Origin of the sequence: Mesorhizobium sp. RCC_202 (genome assembly GCF_041355295.1) — a bacterium.
GTDB lineage: Bacteria > Pseudomonadota > Alphaproteobacteria > Rhizobiales > Rhizobiaceae > Mesorhizobium.
In genome coordinates this window covers 126,275-146,367 of sequence record NZ_JBFUPO010000010.1, presented here as the reverse complement: position 1 = coordinate 146,367, position 20,093 = coordinate 126,275, and the positions used below count along the sequence as shown (strand labels likewise).

Sequence of the window (20,093 nt, the reverse complement as noted above, 5' to 3'; positions counted from 1 at the left end):
AACCTAGAAGTTGACCTTGAGAGACGCGCTGACCGCGTTCTGCTTCACCGTTTTCCCGAAGGCGCCGTTATACCTGACCGACAGGCCGACGCCATTGACGCCATTAAGTTCAACTCCGGCGCCGACGCGATAGAGCGGCGAATCTATTGCTTCCGTCAAGTGCAATGCCGGGTTGCCCGGCAGATTCTCCGCTGCGGCGAAGCGTCCCTCGATCTCCCATTGCTTGGTCGAGAATTCGACGCCGGCCCTTCCGTAGATACGGAAACTGGCAATGTTGCTGATTGGAATATCGGTGCCAAGTTCAAGCGTCGGCGTCGCGGCGTAGAACATCGTGTCGCTGCCGTCGAAGTTGAAGGCGGCAACCGAGCCTTCCTCCTTGCCGGAGACGTCGAGCCAGCGCGCGTCGAACTGGATCGTCGGCTGCAGATAGAAAGCGCCCATCTGCTGCGTCATGCCGATGCGCGCCGAACCGCCGAACTGGCTTGTGGTCTGCTTATAGGAAACGCTGCCGCCGATGCCGTCGAGCAGCTCCTCGGGCAGGTACACGCCATCCAGCGTCTCGCCCGGAACGAACGCGACCGGGTCGACATGCGTGTCGCGTTCCCCCTTGAAGGAGCCGGTGCCGCCGCCGAGCGCGAAGTCGACGAAATAGCCGCTGCTTTCATATTTTGCCAGCGCATAGGCCTGCCAGGATTCACCCTCGGTGTCGGAGAGCTGCTCGCCATTGTTGGCGATCTTGGAATCGTACTCGGTGCGGCCGAAGGTGGCGCCGAGCGACCAGTTGTGGCCCACCTCGCCGATGCCGCCGAACGACAGCGTCTTCAACGTATCATCCCGGCTGGTGGTGCCGGCGCCGGCATCCCTGCTGTACTGGGCCTGCGGGCTGATGGTGCCCCAGATGCAGCGGCCGTCGGCGTTCTTGTAGGCCGGGACGCCAGTGCACTCGCGCGCTTGGTCGAGCATGATGTCGGTGGAGCGGTTGATCATGTCGAAGGTGTGCACGGCATAGTGTGGCGTCAGCCGGGTCAGCGCGGCGCCGAGCTCGGCCTCGGTCTGCGAGAAGCGCAGCATGTTGATCAGCCGCGCCATCGGATTGTCCGGACTGGACGCAGCCTCGAGATCGTCGAGATACTGCGCCATCTGGAACACGCCCGGATCGCTGGTGCCCGAGCCCGGATCCTGCGCCAGTTCGAGGAAGCTCTTGTTGTCGGCGTAGAGTACCAGATCGGTGCCGTTCTCGACCTTGACCAGGAAGTTGAAACCGACCGCCGGATGCAATGTGTGCGGTGTCAGGCCGGAATCCGTCATCGCCGAACCCGTCGCGAGCTTGTAATGCGTAAACAGCTTGTCGATCGACAGGAAGTTGAGCGGCGCCGTGCCGTCGAAATCGCCGGCGCCACTCAAGGTCACCGCATCGGTGATCTGGTTGTTGAGGTCGATGTCGGTGACGAAACTGCCGGTGCTGTCCTGGGTAAATCCGCCGGTGACATCGACGGTCGCCACCACGCCGATGCCTTGGCTGGTATAGAGTCCGTCATTGGTGAACAGCCCGCCGCCAAGATCGATGGTCTTGAGGCCGACCATCGAGGCATCGGCGAAATTGTGGAAGCTGTTGTTGCCGCCGCCGAGATCGATGTTGCCGATCACGCGGCCGAGAGTGCTCACTGCCTGCGAATTGTCGATATGGTCGTCGCCCGACGTGCCGGTGATCGCGAACGGACTGAAATCGTCCAGCAGCGATTCCAGGATCGCGTCTGTCGGCACCACCGGACCAGGCGCCAGCAGGAAGGTCTGGAACGCCTTGAACTGCGATGCCTGGATCTCGAAGGTCGGGTTCGCTCCCATCGCGTAGAGCAGGCTGTGGTTGGTCAGCGTGTTGTCGGCGCCGCCGACAAGCATTGCCGCCACGCCCGTTCCGGCGCCGCCGATCGTATACTTGCCGTTGAGGTTGATGGTGATGTTGCCTTTTGCGTGCTCGGCGGTGCTTTCGCCATAGACGGCCACGGAATCCGCACCCTGCGCGAACAGGCTGTCACCTGCCGTGAGGTCGACCGTGTGCGCGTCGCCGTCGCCGGTCGCGCTCTGGCCGAACATGGCATACGAGCTTGCGCCCTTGACCCAGACCTGGCTGTCGGTGCTTGCCGATGCCGCCGCCGCATCGCCGATGCCGCCTTGCGAGCCGGCTGCCGAACTGCCCATGGTCAGCGAATCGGTACCGCCCGCGCCGCCACCGCCGCCGACGGCCTGTGCCACGATACCATGCGCGCGGTCGCCGTCGGTTTCGATGGCGCCGGACTGCTTGATCGTGACCGTTCCGCCATTGCCCTTGGTGCCGCCAGGCGTGTTGAAGCCGATGGCGTTGGGCCCGCCGCCATCGTCATCGGCGCCGAACCGGCCGAAGCCCGCGCCACCGAAGCCGCCGCCGCCGCCGATCGATTGCGCGATGATTGCAACGGAGTCCTTGCCATGCGTGATGATCTCGCCGGTGCGCGTGACGTTGACGTCGCCGCCGTTGCCGCCGTCCCCGCCAAGTCCGCCGATGGCGAGCGCGTTGGACGTCTTGCCCTTGGCATCGCCGCCATAGCCGCCACCGCCGCCGATGGATTCAGCCACCACCCCGTGCGCACGCTCACCGAACGTCTCGATGACGCCCGAAACGGTGACATCCACTTGGCCGCCATTGCCGCCTCGACCGCCGAAGCCACCGATCTGCAAGGCAAAGGCATTGTCCCCGGCCGCATCGCTCGAAACCGTGCCGCCATAGCCGCCGCCGCCGCCGATCGACTGGGCAAAGATGCCGATCGCGCCGTCCTTGTTGGTGGTTATCACGCCGTCATTGGAAACGATGACATGACCACCGTCGGCACCGACGCCGGCAGGCAGTGAAACACCGATAGCGAGCACTTGCCCGCCGACATTGGTGTCTCCCTCGGTCGCATTGGCGGCCGCGCCCGAAGCGCCGCCGCCGCCGCCCACGGACTGCGCGAAGATGCCATGCGAGAGATAGCCATCGGTGGTGATCTGGCCATGATTTTCGACCGTGACGTCACCGCCCCTGCTGCCTACCCCGCCAATACCGCCGACCGAAAGGCTGACGGAAACGTCTTTGGCCGCACCTGTCGTTGTCGAACCGCTGCCGGCCGCGCCGCCGCCGCCTCCGATCGACTGCGCAAAGACGCCGTAGGAGTTGTCGCCTTCAGTGTGGATAATGCCGGTCTGATTGTTGATGACATGGACGAATTTTCCGACGCCACCACCGCCGCCGAGACCACCCAAGGCAGCCGAAATGGAAACCTTGGCATCCGCTGACGTCGATCCTGCAGCGCCGCCGACGCCGCCGCTGCCACCGATGGATTGCGCCATGATGCCATGCGAATTGGCCATGTCGGTTTCGACGGTTCCATTGTTGGTGACATGAACTTCGCCGCCATCGCCGCCACCGGCGCCGGAGCCGCCCATCGTGAACTTGACGTCCACGGTGCCGCCGTCGCTGCCTGTGCTCTTGCCCGCGCCGCCGGAGCCGCCGCCGCCGCCGATCGACTGCGCGAAGATCCCGATCGAATTCTCTCGCTTCGTCCAAATGTGACCATTCACGTCATTGGTCACCTCGACAAGCGCACCAGTGCCGGCGCTGCCGCCGGCGCCGCCAATGCCGCCACCGATCGCGTATTCCGCCTTGGCGCCGGCCGAAGCCGAGCCGCCGACACCGCCGCCGCCGCCGATCGAGCTGGCACTGATGCCATAGGAGAAGGCGCCGTCCGTGGTGATAAAATTGTTGTTGGTGACGGAAACCGCGCCGCCATCGCCGGCTGTGCCGCCGGGAAGGGCGAGCGCCACGCCGATCGAAACCGTCGTCTTGCCGTCGTCGCCCGCGCCTGCATCATCGCCGCCGCCGACATCTTCGTCGGAAGCGGACGCAGCACCGGCCGCGCCACCGCCACCGCCGACGGACATGGCGACGATGCCGGACGACCCGAAGCCCGTCGTGTCGATAATGCCGGTGTTGTTGACGGTGACTTTCATGGCGTTGGCCGCCCCGCCGCCCGAACCGCCGAGGCCCATATTGACGCTAACGCTGGTCTGGCTGGTGCCGCCGATGTTGTAGGATTTCGCCGTGCTCGAGCCGCCGATGCCGCCACCGCCGCCGATCGACTGCGCCATGATGCCGGAGGAGAAAGCGCCGGTCGTGGTCAGATTGCCCGAGTTGGTGACATCGACCGTGTTGCCGAAGCCGCCCTGGCCACCGCCGCCGCCCATGGCGAAATTGGCGGCGATGTTGACGCCGTCGCCGCCACCGACATTGGCGCTGCCGCCGGTGCTGGTGCCGCCATTGCCGCCGCCGCCGCCGATCGATTGCGCCACGATCGCGCTCGAGGAATCGCCATCTGTGGAGACAGTCATCGCATTGTTGACGTGGACATCGCCTGCATTGTTGCACTTGGTCGGATCGTTGCCGATGCAACCGCCGCCCTTGCCGCCGATGTTGACGGAAGCCGTCACCGTCACGCTGTTGCCGTAGCCGCCAGCACCGCCGAACGTGTCGCCTCCATTGCCGCCGCCGCCGCCGATCGACTGGGCCAGGATGCCGACCGCCTGGAAGCCATGGGTGACGATCTGGCCGCCGCTGACCAGGCCGGACTCCACCGTGACCTTGTTGCCCTGGCCGCCATTGCCGCCGCTGCCGCCGATGGCGACGCCGAGATTGATCGCGACCTCGTCGCTGATGGCGCCGGCGATCGAGGTGGCGCGGCCGCCATTGCCGCCGCCGCCGCCGATCGATTGCGCCACGATGCCGCCCGAACCGTCCGCGTCGGTCAGGGACACGATGTTGCCGTTCGCCTTGACCGTAACCTCGCCGCCCGAGCCGCCGTCGCCGCCGCTGCCGCCGACGGTCACCGCCACGGCCGCGGATGCGTAGAGCCCGACGCTGAAAGCGCCGGCGACAGCTTTGCCGCCATTACCGCCGCCGCCGCCGATGGCCTGGGCGATGATGCCCTTGGCGCCCATGCCGCTGACGGTGATGTCGCCGGTATGCTCGACCGTCACCTTCATCGCGTCGCGGCCCGCGCCACCGTCGCCGCCGACGGCGACGCCGACGCCGACAAAGAGGCCGACCGAGACCGCGCCGGCATTGCCGCCATTGCCGCCGCCGCCGCCGACCGATTGCGCCATGATGCCGTGAGCAAGGTCGCCCTTGGTCGTGATGTTGGCGTTGTTGGTGACCTCCACCTCGCCGCCATTGCCGCCGCCGCCGCCCTTGCCGCCGACGCCGACAGCAGTGAACAGGCCACCCGCCCCGGCGAGACCGCCATCGCCGCCGCCACCGCCGATCGCCTGGGCCAGGATGCCGACCGACAAATCCTCATTGGTCTTGATCACGCCGGAATTGGTCACCGTGACCTTCATGGCGCTGCCGCCGTCTTTAGCTGCGCCGCCGACCGCGAGCGAAGGTCCGCCGACGGCGATCGAGAAGCCGCCCGAGCCGCCGCCGCCGCCGACCGACTGCGCCTGGATGCCATGCGACTGGATGCCGTCGGTGGTGATGTCGGCGCCGTTGGTGACATCGACGGTGTTGCCGTTGCCGCCGCCGGCGCCGTTGCCGGCGATGCCGACATTGAGCGACAGGCTTCCCGCTATGCTGCCGCCGCCCGTGCCGCCGCCCCCGCCCACCGATTGTGCGAGAATGCCGGTCGAATGGTCCTTCATCGTATGGATGGTGCCGTCGTCGATACCGACCGTGACGGTGTTCGACGCGCCCGCCGCGCCGCCCTTGCCGCCGACGCCGACGGACGCGCCCGCGGCCAGGTTGAACGAGAAACCGCCATTGCCGCCGCCGCCGCCGATCGACTGCACGATAAGGCCGGCAGAATTCACTTCATGCGTGGTGATGGTCGTGCTGGCGGAATGGTATTCGACCGCACCTGCGCCGCCGCCGCCGGCGGCGCTTCCGCCGACGCCGACGGTGATGCCGGCGCTAAGACCGATGACGCCGCCGCCATTGCCGCCGCCACCGCCGATCGACTGCACGATGATGCCGGCCGAGCGTTCACCGAAGGTCTCGACCGAGCCATTATAGGTAGCGTGCACATCGACGCCCGCGCCCGCGGCGCCGGCACCGCCGCCGATGCCCACCGTCGCGGCGACCGCAAACGTTCCTGCGAAGCCGCCATTGCCACCGCCGCCGCCGATTGACTGCACAATCAGGCCCGCCGAATCCGCGCCATGCGTGATGATGGTTTGATTGCCGCCGTCCGGCGTTCGGAAAAACACCTGGCCGCCGTCACCGCCTTTGCTTCCCGAGCCGCCGACGCCGACGCTGGCGCCTAAGCTGCCCGCAGCCGAGAATCCGCCATTGCCGCCGCCGCCGCCAATCGATTGCGCAATGATGCCGGCTGAACGCTGCTGCTGCGTTTCGACTTTGCCGCCGCTGGTTACATCGACCTTTTTGCCGACGCCTGCGGCCGCACCCTTGCCTCCGACACCGACAGCGGCCAGACCCGCGCCGCTGAGCGCAAATCCGCCATTGCCGCCGCCACCGCCCACGGATTGCGCCAGAATGCCGATGGAGTCGCTGCCGTTCGTATTCACCGTCGCATTGGCGACGTTGTAAGTCACCTCGCCGCCATCGCCGCCCGCCGCGCCACTGCCGCCGACGGCGACCGAGACGAAGGCTCCGGCCGCTATGCTGCCGCCACCGTTGCCGCCGCCGCCGCCAACCGACTGGGCCAGGATGCCGATAGCCGAACTGCCTTGGGTGGAGACGCTGGCGCCGGCGCCGGCCTGGTTGACGTTCACGGAACCGCCATTGCCGCCTGTGCCGCCGCCACCGCCTATGGCCACCGCTATGTTCGAAAGCGCCGCTGCCCCGTAGCCGCCATTGCCGCCGCCGCCGCCGACCGATTGCGCAAGCACGCCATGGGCGCCGTCGCCGCTGCCATCGGCGCCTGTGATGATCGTGCCGCCGACATTCGCGGTGACCGTACCGCCGGTGCCGCCGCCGCCGGCCGTGCCGCCGATCGACACGATGCCGGCTGCCCCGCCTCCGTCGCCGCCGCCGCCGCCAATCGATTCCACCAGCATGCCGATCGCGCCGGTGCCGTTCGTGGTGATTTTGCCGTTATTGGTGGCGGTTGCCGCCGACCCGTCATTGCCTGCGGCCCCCGAGCCGCCGCCGCCGAACAGACCAAAGGCGCCGCCGCCATTGCCGCCGCCGCCGCCGACCGACTGGACGACCATGCCGCTGGCAAAATCGCCTCCGGTGGTGATAACGCCGGTGCTCTCATTGGTGCCTTCGACGATTCCGCCAATCGTCGCGGCGCCGCCATTGCCGCCCTCGGATATGATGCCGAGGCCACCCTTGCCGTTGCCGCCGTTGCCGCCGGCCGACCGGACCAGCATGCCGTATGAAAAGGTTCCGGACGTGCTGACGGAGCCCGCATTGCTCGCCGATGCGCTGCCGCCGGAAGCGCCATTGCCGCCGTTCCCGCCGGCGCCGATCAAGGCCGCATCGAAATCCCCGCCTTGGCCGCCATTGCCGCCGCTAGCGTCGGCATAGATGCCGAATGACGAATTGCCAGTCGTGCTGACGGTACTGGTTGCGGAGGCCGTGGCCGTGGCGCTGCCTCCGGCACCGCCGCTGCCTGCGTCGCCGGATTCGGATGTTGCCGCAGGCGCCGCCCCGCCGCCATTGCCGCCATTGCCGCCGATTGCCGTTGCGACTATTCCGTGATGGTTGTCGCCGACGGCCGAAAGATCGGCGTTGTTTGTGATGTCGACCGTGCCGCCGTGACCACCATTGCCGCCTTCGCCGCCATTGGTATGTACCGGTGTGCCGGCGCCGCCATAGCCGCCATTGCCGCCTTTGCCACCATTGGCCGTTCCCACGAAAGTGGATGCGCCGATATTGAGTTGGTCTACATTGTTGGTGCCTGTAGCGTTACCACCGTCGTGGCCATTGGCGCCGTCATCGTCATAACCGCCTGGCCCTCTATCGGGAGCCGCAGAACCGTTCTGGTCGATGACCACCTGTGATCTGGCAATGTCGATGGCGGAGAGCCCGGCCAGCGCCGTGGCGCCAAGCAACAGCGACAGACGCCCGGCCCTTAAGACAGTTCGTCCCCGGCCCTCGCCTGAAAAAGTCTTCGTCTCGGGAACCGGGCCGCCTGACCCGCCCAGCCGGATTGCCCACCGGCACTCGTCATCAAAGAACGCACGCCGCCCACAGCGCGTTGAAAACAAAGCCATGCCACCCCACCCCTATTCGTGCCCGCCGTCACTCCCCTGAGATCAGCGCCACGACCCCGTTGCGGCTTGCAGGCCGCATATGCCCCATCCAAGTCGATACATCCCCCAGTTGTGAGCGATGCCTTTTTTAGAGTACCCTAACTTTTTGCCGATGGAACCCGAAAACTTACGTAAGGGACACTGACCAAATTTTGTCGCGCAACGCAGTCGTCAAATGACGACAGTCGGGGGAATATCCGTGATCATCCCGTCCGGGTTCGAGCGTTTCTCCCATGGCAAGCCGGGCTGAACGCCCTATATGAACAGCCGATACTGTGTTCGTGCGGGACGTAACCGATGCTTCGGCTTGATTTGTTGACGATGGTCATTTTGGCGCAGCTGACGGGATCCGCGCTCTTCATCGCGGGGTCGCAGGCTTCGGCGCAGATCGTTATTCCGACCAATCGCAGCACATCGGTGGACCAGGGTCAGTTGCAGCAATTGCAGAACAGGCTGCAGCGGCAGCAATACCAGCAGCAGCAGCAATTGTATCGCGAGTTGGACCGGCAGGCGGTGCCAAAACCCCAGCCGGGCGTCCCGGTCTTCAATCCGACCTGCCGGATGGAGGCGGTCGGCAACACGATTTCGCGTGTTTGCCGCTGACATTTCGATTTTTTCGGTTTATTAGCCGACTTACTTGCTGGTGGAAGCCGGATTGCAAGGGCGGTGTTTTTGGGGTTTGCAGACGGTAGGATTTCTTGCCGTGCGCGCCGGCGCGCGACATCGAAGCTGCTCTCACCGGAATTTGGGATGGCAACAAAGAAGAAAGCAGTTCGCAAGGCCAAGAAAGGGCAACGGATCCGCCAGGTGGCGGCCATCCCTTTTCGATTGCGCGACGATGGTAGCCTGGAAGTGCTGCTGGTCACCTCACGCACGACCAGACGCTTCATCGTGCCCAAGGGCTGGCCGATGAAGGGCAAGAGCGGGCGCAAGGCGGCGACGATCGAGGCCCAGGAGGAAGCGGGCGTTCTGGGCAAGTCGCGCAAGCAGCCGGCCGGCACCTATTCCTATTGGAAACGCATGACCAATGGTTTCATCCGTGTCGACGTCACGGTCTATCTGCTCGCGGTGACCGAGGAGCTGGCCGATTGGCAGGAAGCGGCGAACCGGCAACGCGCCTGGCTGCCGCCGGCCGATGCCTCCTTGCTCATCGACGAGCCTGACCTGTCGACGCTGCTCAGGGACCTGACCATTCCGGCGGCCGACCCGGCTTAGCGATTTCCCTATTCCGTATCCGGGAAAGGCCGCGCCGACGTGCCGGTATAGGCCCACAGCCATTCCCTGGGCAGCGGCCCTTTTGTTGCGCTCGCTCTGCTGTGACTGTCCCAGGCATGCGCCAGGATGCCGGCCGATCGCGACAGCACGAAGAGGCCGCGCGTCAGCGGCGGCGGAAAGCCGAGCTCGCCATAGATGACGACGGTGGCGAGCGGAGAAGCCGCTTTCAGCGTGTCGCTCAAATTCACCGCTTGACTTACATATATCCCGATGGTTATACGTCAACCAATAGCCAATGGGTTATCGATTGAGATGCCAGCCACGCACGATATGCTGTTCAGGACGCTTGCCGATCCGACGCGGCGCGCCATTTTCGAGCGCCTGTGCCAGCAGGGCGAGCAGACGGTCGGCGCGCTCACTGCGCAGGCCGGCGTCTCGCAGCCGGCGGTGTCGAAGCATCTCGGCCTGCTCAAGGAGGCCGGGTTGGTGCGCGACCGCCATGAAGGCCGCCAGACGCATTACAGCGCGCGGCTCGCGGCGCTGTCGCCGCTGATGGATTGGACGCGCGAGATGGCGGGGTTTTGGGAAAGCCGGTTCGACGACCTCGAGGATTTGCTCAAAAGGATGGATCAATGAATGAGGCCGTAACGCGCTCCGTCATCGTCGAACGCGAGATCCCTTACCCGCCGGAAAAGATCTGGCGCGCGCTGACCCAGCCGCATCTGATCGAGGAATGGCTGATGAAGAACACCTTCAAGCCGGTCGTGGATCACCGTTTCAATCTGAGCGCGGATTGGGGCGGCGTCGACTGCCAGGTGCGGACCATCGAGCCCAACAAGACGCTGTCCTACAGCTGGGACACCAAGGACCTCGAAAGCGTCGTCACCTGGACGCTGACGCCGACAGGCGCAGGCACCCGTCTGCGCATGGAGCAGGTCGGCTTCCGCTCGGATCAGGAGCCGTATTACCGCGGCGCCACGGTAGGCTGGAAGAGGAACCTTGCAGCCCTGGAGGAAGTCCTTTCGCGGATCGACTGAGGATCCGCGAGGCCCAAGGCAAAGACTGCTCAGAACCACATATCGTTTGGCGGATGGCAAGCCGCAAGCGTAAGCAATGGAGGATTTGAAATGAAGATCAAGCTGACCAGCATCTATGTCGACGACCAGGAGAAGGCTCTCGGCTTCTATACCGACGTCCTGGGCTTCACCAAGAAGGCCGACTTCACCAACGGACCGTTTCGCTGGCTGACCGTCACGGCGCCCGACGATCCGGACGGCACCGAACTGCAGCTGGCGCTCAACGACAATCCAGCGGCAAAGACCTATCAGCAGGCCATCTTCAAGCAGGGGCAGCCGGCGCTGATGCTGTTCACCGACGACATCAAGGGCGATCATGAACGCATCAAAGCCAATGGCGGCAGCTTCGCCATGGCGCCGACCGAGGTGACCGGCGCCACCATCGCCCAGCTCAACGACACATGCGGCAATCTCATTCAGCTTTCGCAGCTGGCGCGCTGGTAGGAAACCGGCCTGTCCGGTTACGTTTTGCAAAGGGAGGTTAGAATGGATTGGAGTAAGTGGATACGCCAGGCTCACCGCTGGCTGTCGATTATGTTCACCGTCACCGTTGTCGCCAACTTCGTCGCCATGACAAAAGGCCAGCCGCCGGCATGGATCGTCTATTCGCCGCTGATCCCGCTCTTCCTGCTGTTGTTTTCCGGCCTCTATATGTTCGTGCTGCCTTACATAGGAAAACGGCGCAGCGGTGCGGCGCCTGAGCACGCAAGGTCAACCTGATGACAAAAACCAAACCGTCTGATGCCAAGGCCAAGCCTTCCAAGGCCGAGCCCGTCCTTTTGTCAGGCGGCAACCCGCAAATCGCCAAGGGCTATGGCGACGGACCGGTGCAGGCCTATATCGCCGCCATGCCGGACTGGAAAAGCGACGTCGGGCGCCGGCTCGACCAGCTTATCGTGCGGGCGGTGCCAAACGTGCAAAAGGCGGTGAAATGGAACTCGCCCCTCTATGGCATGGAAGGCGAAGGCTGGTTCCTCGGCATTCACTGCTTTGCCAAATACATCAAGGTAGCGTTCTTTCGCGGCATGTCGCTGGATCCGGTGCCGCCGGGTCAGCCCAAGAGCAAGGACACGCGCTACCTGCACATCCACGAGGACGGCGCGCTGGACGAAGCGCAGTTCACCGCCTGGGTAAAGCAGGCGAGCCGGCTGCCTGGCGAACGCATGTGAGCAATTCCAGGAAAAGTGTGAAACGGTCGGGCTCGGCGACTTCGCCGTAGCCTCCGTCCGGAATTGCGTGAAAACAAAGAACTAGGCACACAAACGATCAAGTGCGGTTCCCCTCGAAGCGGCACGGTGGCAATCTTTTATTCGGACGCGAAGGAGATCCGGACATGACCAAAAGCGATGCGGACAGCAAATCTGCCTCCGAGCTGATCGACGGACGGATAAAGGAACTGGACGACTGGCGCGGCGAGACGCTTGCCCGGCTCCGCGCCTTGATCAGGCAAGCCGCGCCCGGAGCCACAGAGGCCTGGAAATGGCGCGGCGTGCCGGTCTGGGAGGATACCGGCATGATCTGCACCGGCGAGACCTACAAGGCCGTCGTCAAGCTGACCTTCGCCAAGGGCGCGGCGCTGCCGGATCCCGCCAAGCTTTTCAATTCCAGCCTCGAAGGCAATACAAGGCGCGCGATCGACTTCAAGCAAGGCGACGCTATCAACGAGGAAGCTCTCAAAGCCCTCGTTCGCGCGGCCGTGGCCCTGAACAAGGCCAAGCCCACGCGCTGACCCGGCAGAAGGCCGACGGTCCCTCCAGAATTACGCGGAGCCGCCGCCGGCCTGCCGCTCAAGCATGATGGTCGGGTTGTCGTGGTAGGTGGTGCGCAGGATCTCGCGGTAGCCGTTCTTCTGCGCCACCCGCAGCGAAGCGCCGTTTTCGGGATCGATGATGCAGACAGTCCGGCTAGGCGCGAGCACCTCGTCGGCCCAGGCGACGATCCGTTCGACGACTTCACTAGCCAGTCCCTTGCCGTGCACATGCGGAGCGAACGCCCATCCTGCCTCCGGCAGGCCTTCGATCGACGGCACGATTTCGCGCTTCAAATCATGGAAGCCGGCCTCGCCGATGAACTGGCCGCTGGCTTTGTCCTCGACCGCCCAGAAGCCCTTGCCGAGCAGCGACCACAGGCCGGCATGGCGCAGGAAGCGCATCCAGCTTTCCTCGCGCGTCCGCGCCTTGCCGCTGATGAAACGGGCGGTGACCGGATCGGCCCACATGGCGGCGTAGGTCTCGAAATCGCCGAGCCTGTGCGGCCGCAGAATGGTCCGCGCCGATTCGAGGATCGGCACGCCGGCTTCCTTCTTGATGCTCATCGACTTTGCCTCTGTTGATTGGGCAGCACTTAGCAAGCCGACGTCGCGGTGCAAGGGCCAGGACAATGCGGTCGCTCTTCCAGGCAGCATGATGAAGCTCGGCTCGCCGCGACCTCTTCTGGGATTCTTGGCCGACGGTGATACTCTGCGCACGGGATGCGGCGCCGAACGTCTCGGTGCGCGGCTGGATGAGGAGACAGCATGGATACCACCGACCTTCTGCTCGCGATCGCCCATCATTTGCTGGTGTTCTCGCTGGCCGGCATCATCGGCGCCGAATTCGTGCTGATCCGTGGCGACTTGCCCGCCGCTACGTTGAAGCGCCTGGCCGGTATCGACCGCCACTATGGCATCATCGCCACGCTGATCGTGATCATCGGCAGCTGCCGCGTGTTCTTCGGCCTCAAGGGCTGGGAATTCTACGTCTACAATTGGGTGTTCTGGGCAAAGATGGTGGTCTTCATCATCGTCGGCCTGCTGTCGATCATCCCGACCGTGCGCTTCATCTCCTGGAGCCGGCAGGCGAGCGGCAACACGTCCTTCTCGGTGCCGGCCGGTGAACTGGCCTCGGTGAAGAGCTACATCCGCGCCGAGGGCGTCATCTTCCTGCTCATCCCGGTCTTCGCCGCCGCGATGGCGCGCGGCTACGGCTACTAAACTTCCTCTGCCGCCGTGTCCTTGAGCGGCGCGATCGGCACCAGCGGCGCCGGTATGTCGGTGGTCTTCTCCGCGGACTTGCAGATGTCGGCGATCACGCAGGCCGGGCAGTCAGGCTTGCGCGCCTTGCAGACATAGCGGCCATGCAGGATCAGCCAGTGATGTGCATGGCGCATATATTCGGCCGGAATGACTTTCAACAGCCCCTCTTCGACCTGCTCCGGCGTCTTGCCGGGCGCCAGCCCGATCCGGTTGCCGATGCGGAAGATATGCGTGTCGACCGCCATCGTCGGCTGGCCGAAGGCGACGTTGAGCACGACATTGGCGGTCTTGCGCCCGACACCTGGTAGTTTGACCAATTCGTCGCGTTCCCGAGGCACCTCACCGCCATAGTCGTCGATCAACGCCTTCGACAGCGCAATCACGTTCTTGGCCTTGTTGCGCCAGAGCCCGATGGTGCGGATGGCGTCGCCGACCTTGGCCTCGCCCAGGGCGAACATCTTTTGCGGTGTGTCGGCGGCCTCGAACAGCGCCTTGGTCGCCTTGTTGACGCCGGCGTCGGTCGCCTGCGCCGACAGCACCACGGCAACCAGCAGCGTGAAGGCGTTGACATAGTCCAGTTCGCCCTTCGGCTCCGGCCGCTGCACGGAAAACCGTCGGAAGATCTCATGCACCTTGGCGGCGCTGTAGAGCGAGCGCGACGCGTTCTTGCGCGGCCGCCTTGCGCCCGTTCGGCCACCGCTTGAAGCGGGCTGCTGTGGTTTTTTGACAGCTACGGATTTTTTGGACTTGGGAGGTGCCATGTCCCTTCCTATAATAGTCCCCCATGAGCGACACAAACGCCTCATTCGAAGCCGACGAGCCATTCTTCCAGGCCTTGCTGACGCCGCACCGTTCGCTTGGCCGCACCGGCTTCCTGATCCTGATGGGAGCCCTCCTGTTCGGCTGGGCTGTCACGGGCGCCTTTTTCCTGTCGCATGGCGCCTGGCCGGTGTTCGGCTTCTTCGGCCTCGATGTGATTGCAGTCTACATCGCCTTCCGCGCCAACTACCGCACCGCCCGCGCCCGCGAGGAAATATCTGTGTCACGCACCAGCCTTGACATCCGCAAGACGGCACCGTCCGGCCGCTCGGAGGCGCATCATTTCAATCCGTTCTGGACGCGCTTTTCCGTCGCGCGGCATGCCGAGATCGGCATCACCAAAATGGCGGTCGAGGTGCAGGGCGAAAGCGTTACGATTGGCGGCTTCCTCGATCCCGATTCCCGCGAAAGCTTCGCCACCGCTTTTTCCCGCGCGCTCGCGACCGCCAGATCGTAACTTGAAGCTATACTTGTTTTTTGCTTTCATCCTCGGTCTTCAGGACGGGAGGAAAGTCATGGTAGACCGCTATACCAAAGTCATTTTAACCCTGATCGGCGTCATGCTGTGCGTGATTTCAATCCAGCTATCGTTTCGTGACGCGATAGCTCAGCCGCATGAATGCGGATCGTCCATACAAACCGCATGCTTCGTCACTACCCAGTTCCCTGAGAATGGCGACCAAAGAACATGGGTAAATATTCTTGATATAAAAAATCGATGAGTCTATCCGAGGATAGGTCTCAGAATCGAAAGCGCAAAATTCTGCCCACCTTGCGCAGCGGCGGGATGATTTTCCAGAGGCCGACGAACAGTCTCGCCGGCCAGGTCATACGAGCGCCTGCTGGCGACTTGTAGCGCGAAATCTCTTCGATGAAGCGCAGCTTCGGAACCGCCCGCTCTAGTTCGCGCGGATCCTCGATCGCCCAATGCACGTCGGCGCCGGTCACCTTGATGGCCGGGCTGAGGCGCATCAGCTTCAGGCCGAGATTGCTGTAGGCGTCGAACATCAGCTCGCCGCCGGCCAGATGCGCGACCAGCCGCGATAACAGGCGCGGCCCTTCCTCGGCGGGGAGATAGGGCGTCAGCCCCTCCGCCACCACGATAGCCGGGCGGTTGCGAGGTATCTGGGCCAGCCAATCCGGCTCGGTCACCGACGAGGCGATGAGGTGATAATTGTCGCGGGACGGGTAGAGCTTGCGTCTGAGTTCGATCACCTCCGGGTAATCGACATCGAACCAGTCGATGCCCCTTGGCGGATCGACCCGGAAGACGCGTGTGTCGAGCCCGCATCCCAGATGCAGCACGATTGCATCCAGGTTTCTGGCGAGGAAATCCTCGACGCTGGCATCCAGCGTCTTGGCCCTGATGGCAAAGCCGAGCCCCAGATTGGCATCAACCTTGAGCCTGGAGAAATCATAGTCGATCTTCTTCACCGCCTCGTCGGCGAAGCGGTCCTTGAGCAGCGAATGGGGCAGCCGGCTCTCCAGCGCCTTGCCGTAGAGCGTCATCAGCAAGGTCTCCCTTGCGCCGGTCAGATTGACCTTTTCGCCGGCCATGAATCGTCCTTTCAACCCGAGCTCACTCTATCTGGGCGTGTTCGGCGGGAAGGCAAGTTTCGGGTGGTTGCAAAGCCGGGGAAGACCGATATTCGCGGTCAAGGAGATATTGCCATGAACGCTCAGATGACCATGAATACGCAGATGAAACCGACAGCGATCCTTCAGAACGACATCACGCCGGAAGGCAGCGACTACGAGGTCGTGCGCCGCGCCATCGAGAAGATCAGCCTCGACTATCGCGACCAGCCCTCGCTGGAGGTGCTGGCCGAGGAAGTCGGTGAGACGCCGACCGGCCTGCAGAAACTGTTCACCCGCTGGGCCGGCCTGTCGCCGAAAGCCTTCCTGCAGGCCGTCACACTCGACCATGCGCGCAAGCTGCTCGATTCCGGCATGCCGCTGTTGGAGACGTCGTTCGAGCTCGGCATGTCGGGCCCGGGCCGGCTGCACGACCTCTTCGTCACGCATGAGGCGATGTCGCCCGGCGACTACAAGACCCGCGGCGCCGGCCTCACCATCCGCTACGGCTACCATATCTCGCCCTTCGGTATCGCGCTGATCATGGTCACCGATCGCGGGCTCGCCGGCCTCGCCTTCTGCGATGTGGGCGGCGAGCGGGCGGCCTATGCCGACATGTCCGGCCGCTGGCCGAACGCGACCTATGTCGAGGACATGTCCGCCACTCAGCCCTATGCGGCGCGCGTCTTCGACCCGACGCAGTGGCGCGCCGAGCAACCACTGCGTGTGGTGATGATCGGCACCGATTTCCAATTGCGCGTCTGGGAAGCGCTGCTGCGCATCCCGATGGGCAAGGCCTGCACCTATTCCTCGATAGCGGCAGGCATCGGCCATCCCAGCGCCAGCCGTGCGGTGGGTGCGGCGGTCGGCGCCAACCCGATGTCCTTTGTTGTGCCCTGCCACCGTGCACTGGGCAAATCGGGAGCGCTCACCGGCTACCACTGGGGCCTGACGCGCAAGCGAGCGATCCTTGGCTGGGAAGCCGGACAGGTAAGCTGAAAGATCGATTTTTCCTCAATTTGTTACAGAAAACCGAAGATTACAATATAAACAAATATAAATTGGAGAAATCGATCTTTTTACAAGGAATACAACCGGCGACAACCTATGGTTTCGCCGGCTTGTTTTTCAGAGTTACTTATCGTGGTTATTTCAGTTAACGCTAAATTAACCATGATAAATGAATGATGTCCCGACGTTGAGCCGAACCGTTCGGCTCGAAAGAGGGGTCTCAATGAAGTTCGCTCGCGCCGCAATCGGTGCGGCCCTGCTGGTCGGCTGTGCCGGCCAGATGGCATCCGCCACCACCGGGAATGTTCTGTTCAACGGCACCATCACCGCGACCTGCACGCTGACCGTCAACTCGAACGGCACCATGACGGTCAGCAGCAATCTTCAGTCGCTGAGCTCGCACAATGCCGGCGGCTCGGCCGGCAGCGTCCTGGTCGACACCACGGGCGGCGTCCAGCTCAGTGTCGACCCGGTGACCACGACAACGGTGCCGGCAAGTGATGTCACCGCCACCACCTGGACACCGACCTTCGCCACCACCGGCGCGCAGACCATCGCTGAAACGGGCACCGCGACGGCCCTCACCGTGCCCGGCACGTCGACCGCCGCGATCAACCTTGCCGGCACCAAGAGCGGCACCAATCGCTTCTCTGCCGGCAACTATCAGGCAACGGTGACGGTGCGCTGCGAATAGAAGGAAGCGGCCTGTGATAAAGCTTCGGATTCTCTTGGCGGCAACAGCGGCTGGCCTCGCCCCTCTTGCCGCCACGGCCCAGTCGATGACGCCGATGCGCGGCGAAGTGAGGTCCTTCACCGATGCCTTCGCCGTAAAGGTCTTTCCGGGCAATCCTTACGACCAGCGCATCCGGGTCGAAGTCCATGTCTACGACCAGGATTTCCAGCCGGTCGACGCCAGGATTTCGCCGAGCGTCTTTCTGCTTGCCGGACAAGCGTCGCGTTCGGTTCTCGTGGTCGTGCCATTCGACGGCGCGAACGATCGTAAAGTGCGTATCTGTACCGAGAGCATCCCCTTCCCAGGCGAGCAGACGCAGATAAGGGCGCAGATATGCGGCAAGTTTTTCGGTCATCGCAGGTTCTGACCCTTTGCGCGTTGACCGTGCTCGCGGGCGCGCGTCCGGGTTTTGCCGAGGATGTCTATAATCTCAACCAGAACCAGACCGGCTTCACCTTGCCGGGCGTCACCTTGCCGCAAGGCCAGGACGAGGTTCATGCGTCCGACGGCACGACATGCCGCTCCGCCGTCTCGGGCAGCGGCGCCTATTTCGATCTCGGCGTGATCCAGGGAAACGGCCAGTCGAGCCACGACCTCGCTACCTATGGCCGCGTCGTCATTCCGATCGGCCGCACGCCCAAGCGCCTGGATTGCAGCCGCCTCTACGAGCTCGAGGTCGAGCGCCTGCAGATGGAACTGCGCTTGTTGAAAATGGGCATCGCCCCCGACGGCCAGACGACAGGCAGCGTCACCGCCGCCGCGCCCCAGGTGACATCGCCGGCTTGGGCCAACGAAGGCTGGGACATCAGAGGCGGAAGCAACGACGGCAATGGCAAGAAAAAGAAGCGGAAATAGGCGCGCGCTGCTTGCCGTCGCCTTGCTCGGCGGCCTCTGCCTGCCGGCACAGGCAGCGATCATCGGCACCTGCACGATCATGATCGGCGGCACCGGCGTGATGAAGGCAAATCCCGCCATCAACATCTTCGGCTCCAAACAGGCGGGCGGCTCGAGCGCCACCGCCACCATCACGGCCAGCTCGCTGCTTTGCACGATCCTCAACCTTCTCGACTGCTATTCCGTTTCCGCGCCGGCGCCGGCCGCCTTCACGTCGGCGCCGAGCGGCGGCAACACCAACGTCACCTTCGCCACCGTCTTTCGCCTCGACGGCTCCGGGCTCGACATTGCGGGCGGTTCGCCGCAGCGCGTCACCAACGGAACCCACTCTCTCCAGGTCGATCTCACCGCCACGAAATCGCCCGGCATCTTCCCCGCCGGCAGCTACCAGGGCACGGTCACGGTCCGCTGCGAATGAAGCTGTCGACGCGCACAGCCGACAGAGCGTTTCCCTGTTTGCGTGAAACGCTCTAGCTTCCCGCGCAATCACTTGTGTAAAAGCAGGCACTTGGAGCGGACCTGCCTTCAATCGAAGGCTGGCCGGCTCCGCCAGGAGGCACTTCTTGATTATCGTCGTCGGCTCGATCAACCTCGATCTCATCGCCAATGTCGACCGCTTGCCGGCGCCCGGCGAGACGGTGCGCGGCTCCAATTTCACCACCGCGCCCGGCGGCAAGGGCGCCAACCAGGCGCTGGCCGCCGCCCGCGCCGGCGCTGCGGTGCGCATGGTCGGCGCGGTCGGCAAGGACAGCTTCGCCAACGATGCGTTGGCGCTGCTCAAGACTGGTGGTGTCGATCTCTCCGGTGTCGGCCAAAGTTTCGCCTCGACCGGCACGGCGTTGATCCTGGTCGGCGCCGATGGCGAGAACGTCATCGCGGTGGTGCCGGGCGCCAATGATTCGGTGGTGCCCGGCGACATTTCCAAGGCCTTTCTGAAAAAGGGCGACGTCGTGCTCCTCCAGCACGAAATCCCGCTGCAGGCGGTCGAAGCCGCGCTCGACGCCGCCGTCGCGGCGGGCGCGGTCAGCGTGCTCAACACCGCACCATTCCGGGCCGAGGCGTCCAGCTTCCTCGGCAAGGCCGATTACGCGGTGGCCAACGAGACCGAATTCGACCTCTATGGCGAGGTGCTGGCTCTGTCCGGGCGCGACCGCCCTGCGCGCATGCGCGATTATGCGCGAAAGACCGGCCGCGCCATCGTCGTCACCCTCGGCGGCGACGGCGTGCTTGCCGCCACGCCGAACGATTTCCTCGCCGTGCCGGCACTCAAGATCACGCCGGTCGACACGGTCGGCGCCGGCGACACTTTCTGCGGCTATTTCGGCGCCGGCCTGTCGTCTGGCCTCTCGCTGGAGCAAGCCCTGGTCCGCGCGGCGGCGGCCGGCTCGCTCGCTTGCCTGAAGCCGGGCGCACAGCCGGCAATCCCGTTGGTAAAAGACGTCGAAGCGGCTCTGGCGGCGGGGCGATAACAACG

22 protein-coding genes are annotated in these 20,093 nt (G+C 64.2%); 17 read left to right on the top strand and 5 right to left on the bottom strand.

Annotation, left to right across the window (positions count from 1 at the left end; genetic code table 11):
• Positions 1–3 precede the first annotated feature (3 nt).
• Positions 4–8,082: an autotransporter outer membrane beta-barrel domain-containing protein gene (locus AB6802_RS22740; protein WP_371012424.1), complete on the bottom strand. Its 8,079-nt coding sequence runs from the start codon at positions 8,080–8,082 to the stop codon at positions 4–6.
• Positions 8,083–8,580: 498 nt separating this feature from the next.
• On the opposite strand from AB6802_RS22740, the gene AB6802_RS22735 reads away from it, so the two are divergent.
• Positions 8,581–8,886 carry a hypothetical protein gene (locus AB6802_RS22735; RefSeq protein WP_371012423.1) on the top strand — a complete coding sequence of 102 codons (306 nt, stop codon included), beginning with the start codon at positions 8,581–8,583 and terminating at the stop codon, positions 8,884–8,886.
• 147 nt (positions 8,887–9,033) lie between these two features.
• Positions 9,034–9,498: an NUDIX hydrolase gene (locus AB6802_RS22730; RefSeq protein ID WP_371012422.1), complete on the top strand. Its 465-nt coding sequence runs from the start codon at positions 9,034–9,036 to the stop codon at positions 9,496–9,498.
• Positions 9,499–9,506: 8 nt separating this feature from the next.
• On the opposite strand, the gene AB6802_RS22725 is transcribed toward AB6802_RS22730, so the two are convergent.
• Positions 9,507–9,740 carry a hypothetical protein gene (locus AB6802_RS22725; protein WP_371012421.1) on the bottom strand — a complete coding sequence of 78 codons (234 nt, stop codon included), beginning with the start codon at positions 9,738–9,740 and terminating at the stop codon, positions 9,507–9,509.
• 70 nt (positions 9,741–9,810) lie between these two features.
• On the opposite strand from AB6802_RS22725, the gene AB6802_RS22720 reads away from it, so the two are divergent.
• The 6 genes from AB6802_RS22720 (at position 9,811) to AB6802_RS22695 (ending at position 12,303) form a co-directional block, all read left to right on the top strand.
• Positions 9,811–10,134: an ArsR/SmtB family transcription factor gene (locus AB6802_RS22720; RefSeq protein ID WP_371012420.1), complete on the top strand. Its 324-nt coding sequence runs from the start codon at positions 9,811–9,813 to the stop codon at positions 10,132–10,134.
• Positions 10,131–10,535 (top strand): SRPBCC domain-containing protein, encoded by a 405-nt coding sequence (locus AB6802_RS22715; protein WP_371012419.1) that lies wholly within the window; start codon positions 10,131–10,133, stop codon positions 10,533–10,535. The genes AB6802_RS22720 and AB6802_RS22715 overlap by 4 nt, the downstream gene beginning before the upstream one ends.
• Before the next feature lie 90 nt (positions 10,536–10,625).
• Positions 10,626–11,018, top strand: coding sequence for a VOC family protein (locus tag AB6802_RS22710; RefSeq protein ID WP_371012418.1), 393 nt, complete (start codon positions 10,626–10,628; stop codon positions 11,016–11,018).
• 42 nt (positions 11,019–11,060) lie between these two features.
• Complete coding sequence (locus AB6802_RS22705) at positions 11,061–11,294, top strand: hypothetical protein (RefSeq protein WP_371012417.1); 234 nt, start codon at positions 11,061–11,063, stop codon at positions 11,292–11,294.
• Positions 11,294–11,743 carry a DUF1801 domain-containing protein gene (locus tag AB6802_RS22700; RefSeq protein ID WP_371012416.1) on the top strand — a complete coding sequence of 150 codons (450 nt, stop codon included), beginning with the start codon at positions 11,294–11,296 and terminating at the stop codon, positions 11,741–11,743. Before AB6802_RS22705 ends, AB6802_RS22700 begins: the two co-directional genes overlap by 1 nt.
• A gap of 164 nt (positions 11,744–11,907) precedes the next feature.
• Complete coding sequence (locus AB6802_RS22695) at positions 11,908–12,303, top strand: DUF1801 domain-containing protein (protein WP_371012415.1); 396 nt, start codon at positions 11,908–11,910, stop codon at positions 12,301–12,303.
• A 30-nt stretch (positions 12,304–12,333) separates the two neighbouring features.
• Here the strand turns inward: AB6802_RS22695 and AB6802_RS22690 are convergent, their stop codons facing one another.
• Positions 12,334–12,888: a GNAT family N-acetyltransferase gene (locus AB6802_RS22690; RefSeq protein ID WP_371012414.1), complete on the bottom strand. Its 555-nt coding sequence runs from the start codon at positions 12,886–12,888 to the stop codon at positions 12,334–12,336.
• A gap of 201 nt (positions 12,889–13,089) precedes the next feature.
• Here AB6802_RS22690 and AB6802_RS22685 point away from each other — a divergent pair, with 201 nt between their 5' ends.
• Positions 13,090–13,545, top strand: coding sequence for a DUF2214 family protein (locus tag AB6802_RS22685; protein WP_371012413.1), 456 nt, complete (start codon positions 13,090–13,092; stop codon positions 13,543–13,545).
• Here the strand turns inward: AB6802_RS22685 and nth are convergent.
• Positions 13,542–14,348: an endonuclease III gene (gene nth / locus AB6802_RS22680; protein ID WP_371012412.1), complete on the bottom strand. Its 807-nt coding sequence runs from the start codon at positions 14,346–14,348 to the stop codon at positions 13,542–13,544. The two genes, AB6802_RS22685 and nth, sit on opposite strands and share 4 nt — an antisense overlap.
• Before the next feature lie 23 nt (positions 14,349–14,371).
• On the opposite strand from nth, the gene AB6802_RS22675 reads away from it, so the two are divergent.
• On the top strand, positions 14,372–14,863 hold the full coding sequence (locus AB6802_RS22675) for a DUF2244 domain-containing protein (protein ID WP_371012411.1): 492 nt from the start codon (positions 14,372–14,374) through the stop codon (positions 14,861–14,863).
• 58 nt (positions 14,864–14,921) lie between these two features.
• Complete coding sequence (locus AB6802_RS22670) at positions 14,922–15,128, top strand: hypothetical protein (protein WP_371012410.1); 207 nt, start codon at positions 14,922–14,924, stop codon at positions 15,126–15,128.
• 19 nt (positions 15,129–15,147) lie between these two features.
• Here the strand turns inward: AB6802_RS22670 and AB6802_RS22665 are convergent, their stop codons facing one another.
• A complete protein-coding gene (locus AB6802_RS22665) occupies positions 15,148–15,963 on the bottom strand; it encodes a class I SAM-dependent methyltransferase (RefSeq protein ID WP_371012409.1) in 816 nt (271 codons plus the stop codon).
• Positions 15,964–16,077: 114 nt separating this feature from the next.
• Here AB6802_RS22665 and AB6802_RS22660 point away from each other — a divergent pair, with 114 nt between their 5' ends.
• From AB6802_RS22660 to AB6802_RS22635, 6 genes are all read left to right on the top strand, one after another.
• On the top strand, positions 16,078–16,980 hold the full coding sequence (locus tag AB6802_RS22660; RefSeq protein ID WP_371012408.1) for a methylated-DNA--[protein]-cysteine S-methyltransferase: 903 nt from the start codon (positions 16,078–16,080) through the stop codon (positions 16,978–16,980).
• Between the two features lie 235 nt (positions 16,981–17,215).
• Positions 17,216–17,686 (top strand): hypothetical protein, encoded by a 471-nt coding sequence (locus AB6802_RS22655; RefSeq protein WP_371012407.1) that lies wholly within the window; start codon positions 17,216–17,218, stop codon positions 17,684–17,686.
• Positions 17,687–17,699: 13 nt separating this feature from the next.
• Positions 17,700–18,092 carry a hypothetical protein gene (locus AB6802_RS22650; RefSeq protein ID WP_371012406.1) on the top strand — a complete coding sequence of 131 codons (393 nt, stop codon included), beginning with the start codon at positions 17,700–17,702 and terminating at the stop codon, positions 18,090–18,092.
• Entirely contained in the window at positions 18,059–18,580 is a 522-nt protein-coding gene (locus tag AB6802_RS22645) for a hypothetical protein (RefSeq protein WP_371012405.1), read from the top strand. Before AB6802_RS22650 ends, AB6802_RS22645 begins: the two co-directional genes overlap by 34 nt.
• Positions 18,555–19,037: a hypothetical protein gene (locus AB6802_RS22640; protein WP_371012404.1), complete on the top strand. Its 483-nt coding sequence runs from the start codon at positions 18,555–18,557 to the stop codon at positions 19,035–19,037. The genes AB6802_RS22645 and AB6802_RS22640 overlap by 26 nt, the downstream gene beginning before the upstream one ends.
• A gap of 145 nt (positions 19,038–19,182) precedes the next feature.
• A complete protein-coding gene (locus tag AB6802_RS22635; RefSeq protein ID WP_371012403.1) occupies positions 19,183–20,088 on the top strand; it encodes a ribokinase in 906 nt (301 codons plus the stop codon).
• Positions 20,089–20,093: the final 5 nt, after the last annotated feature.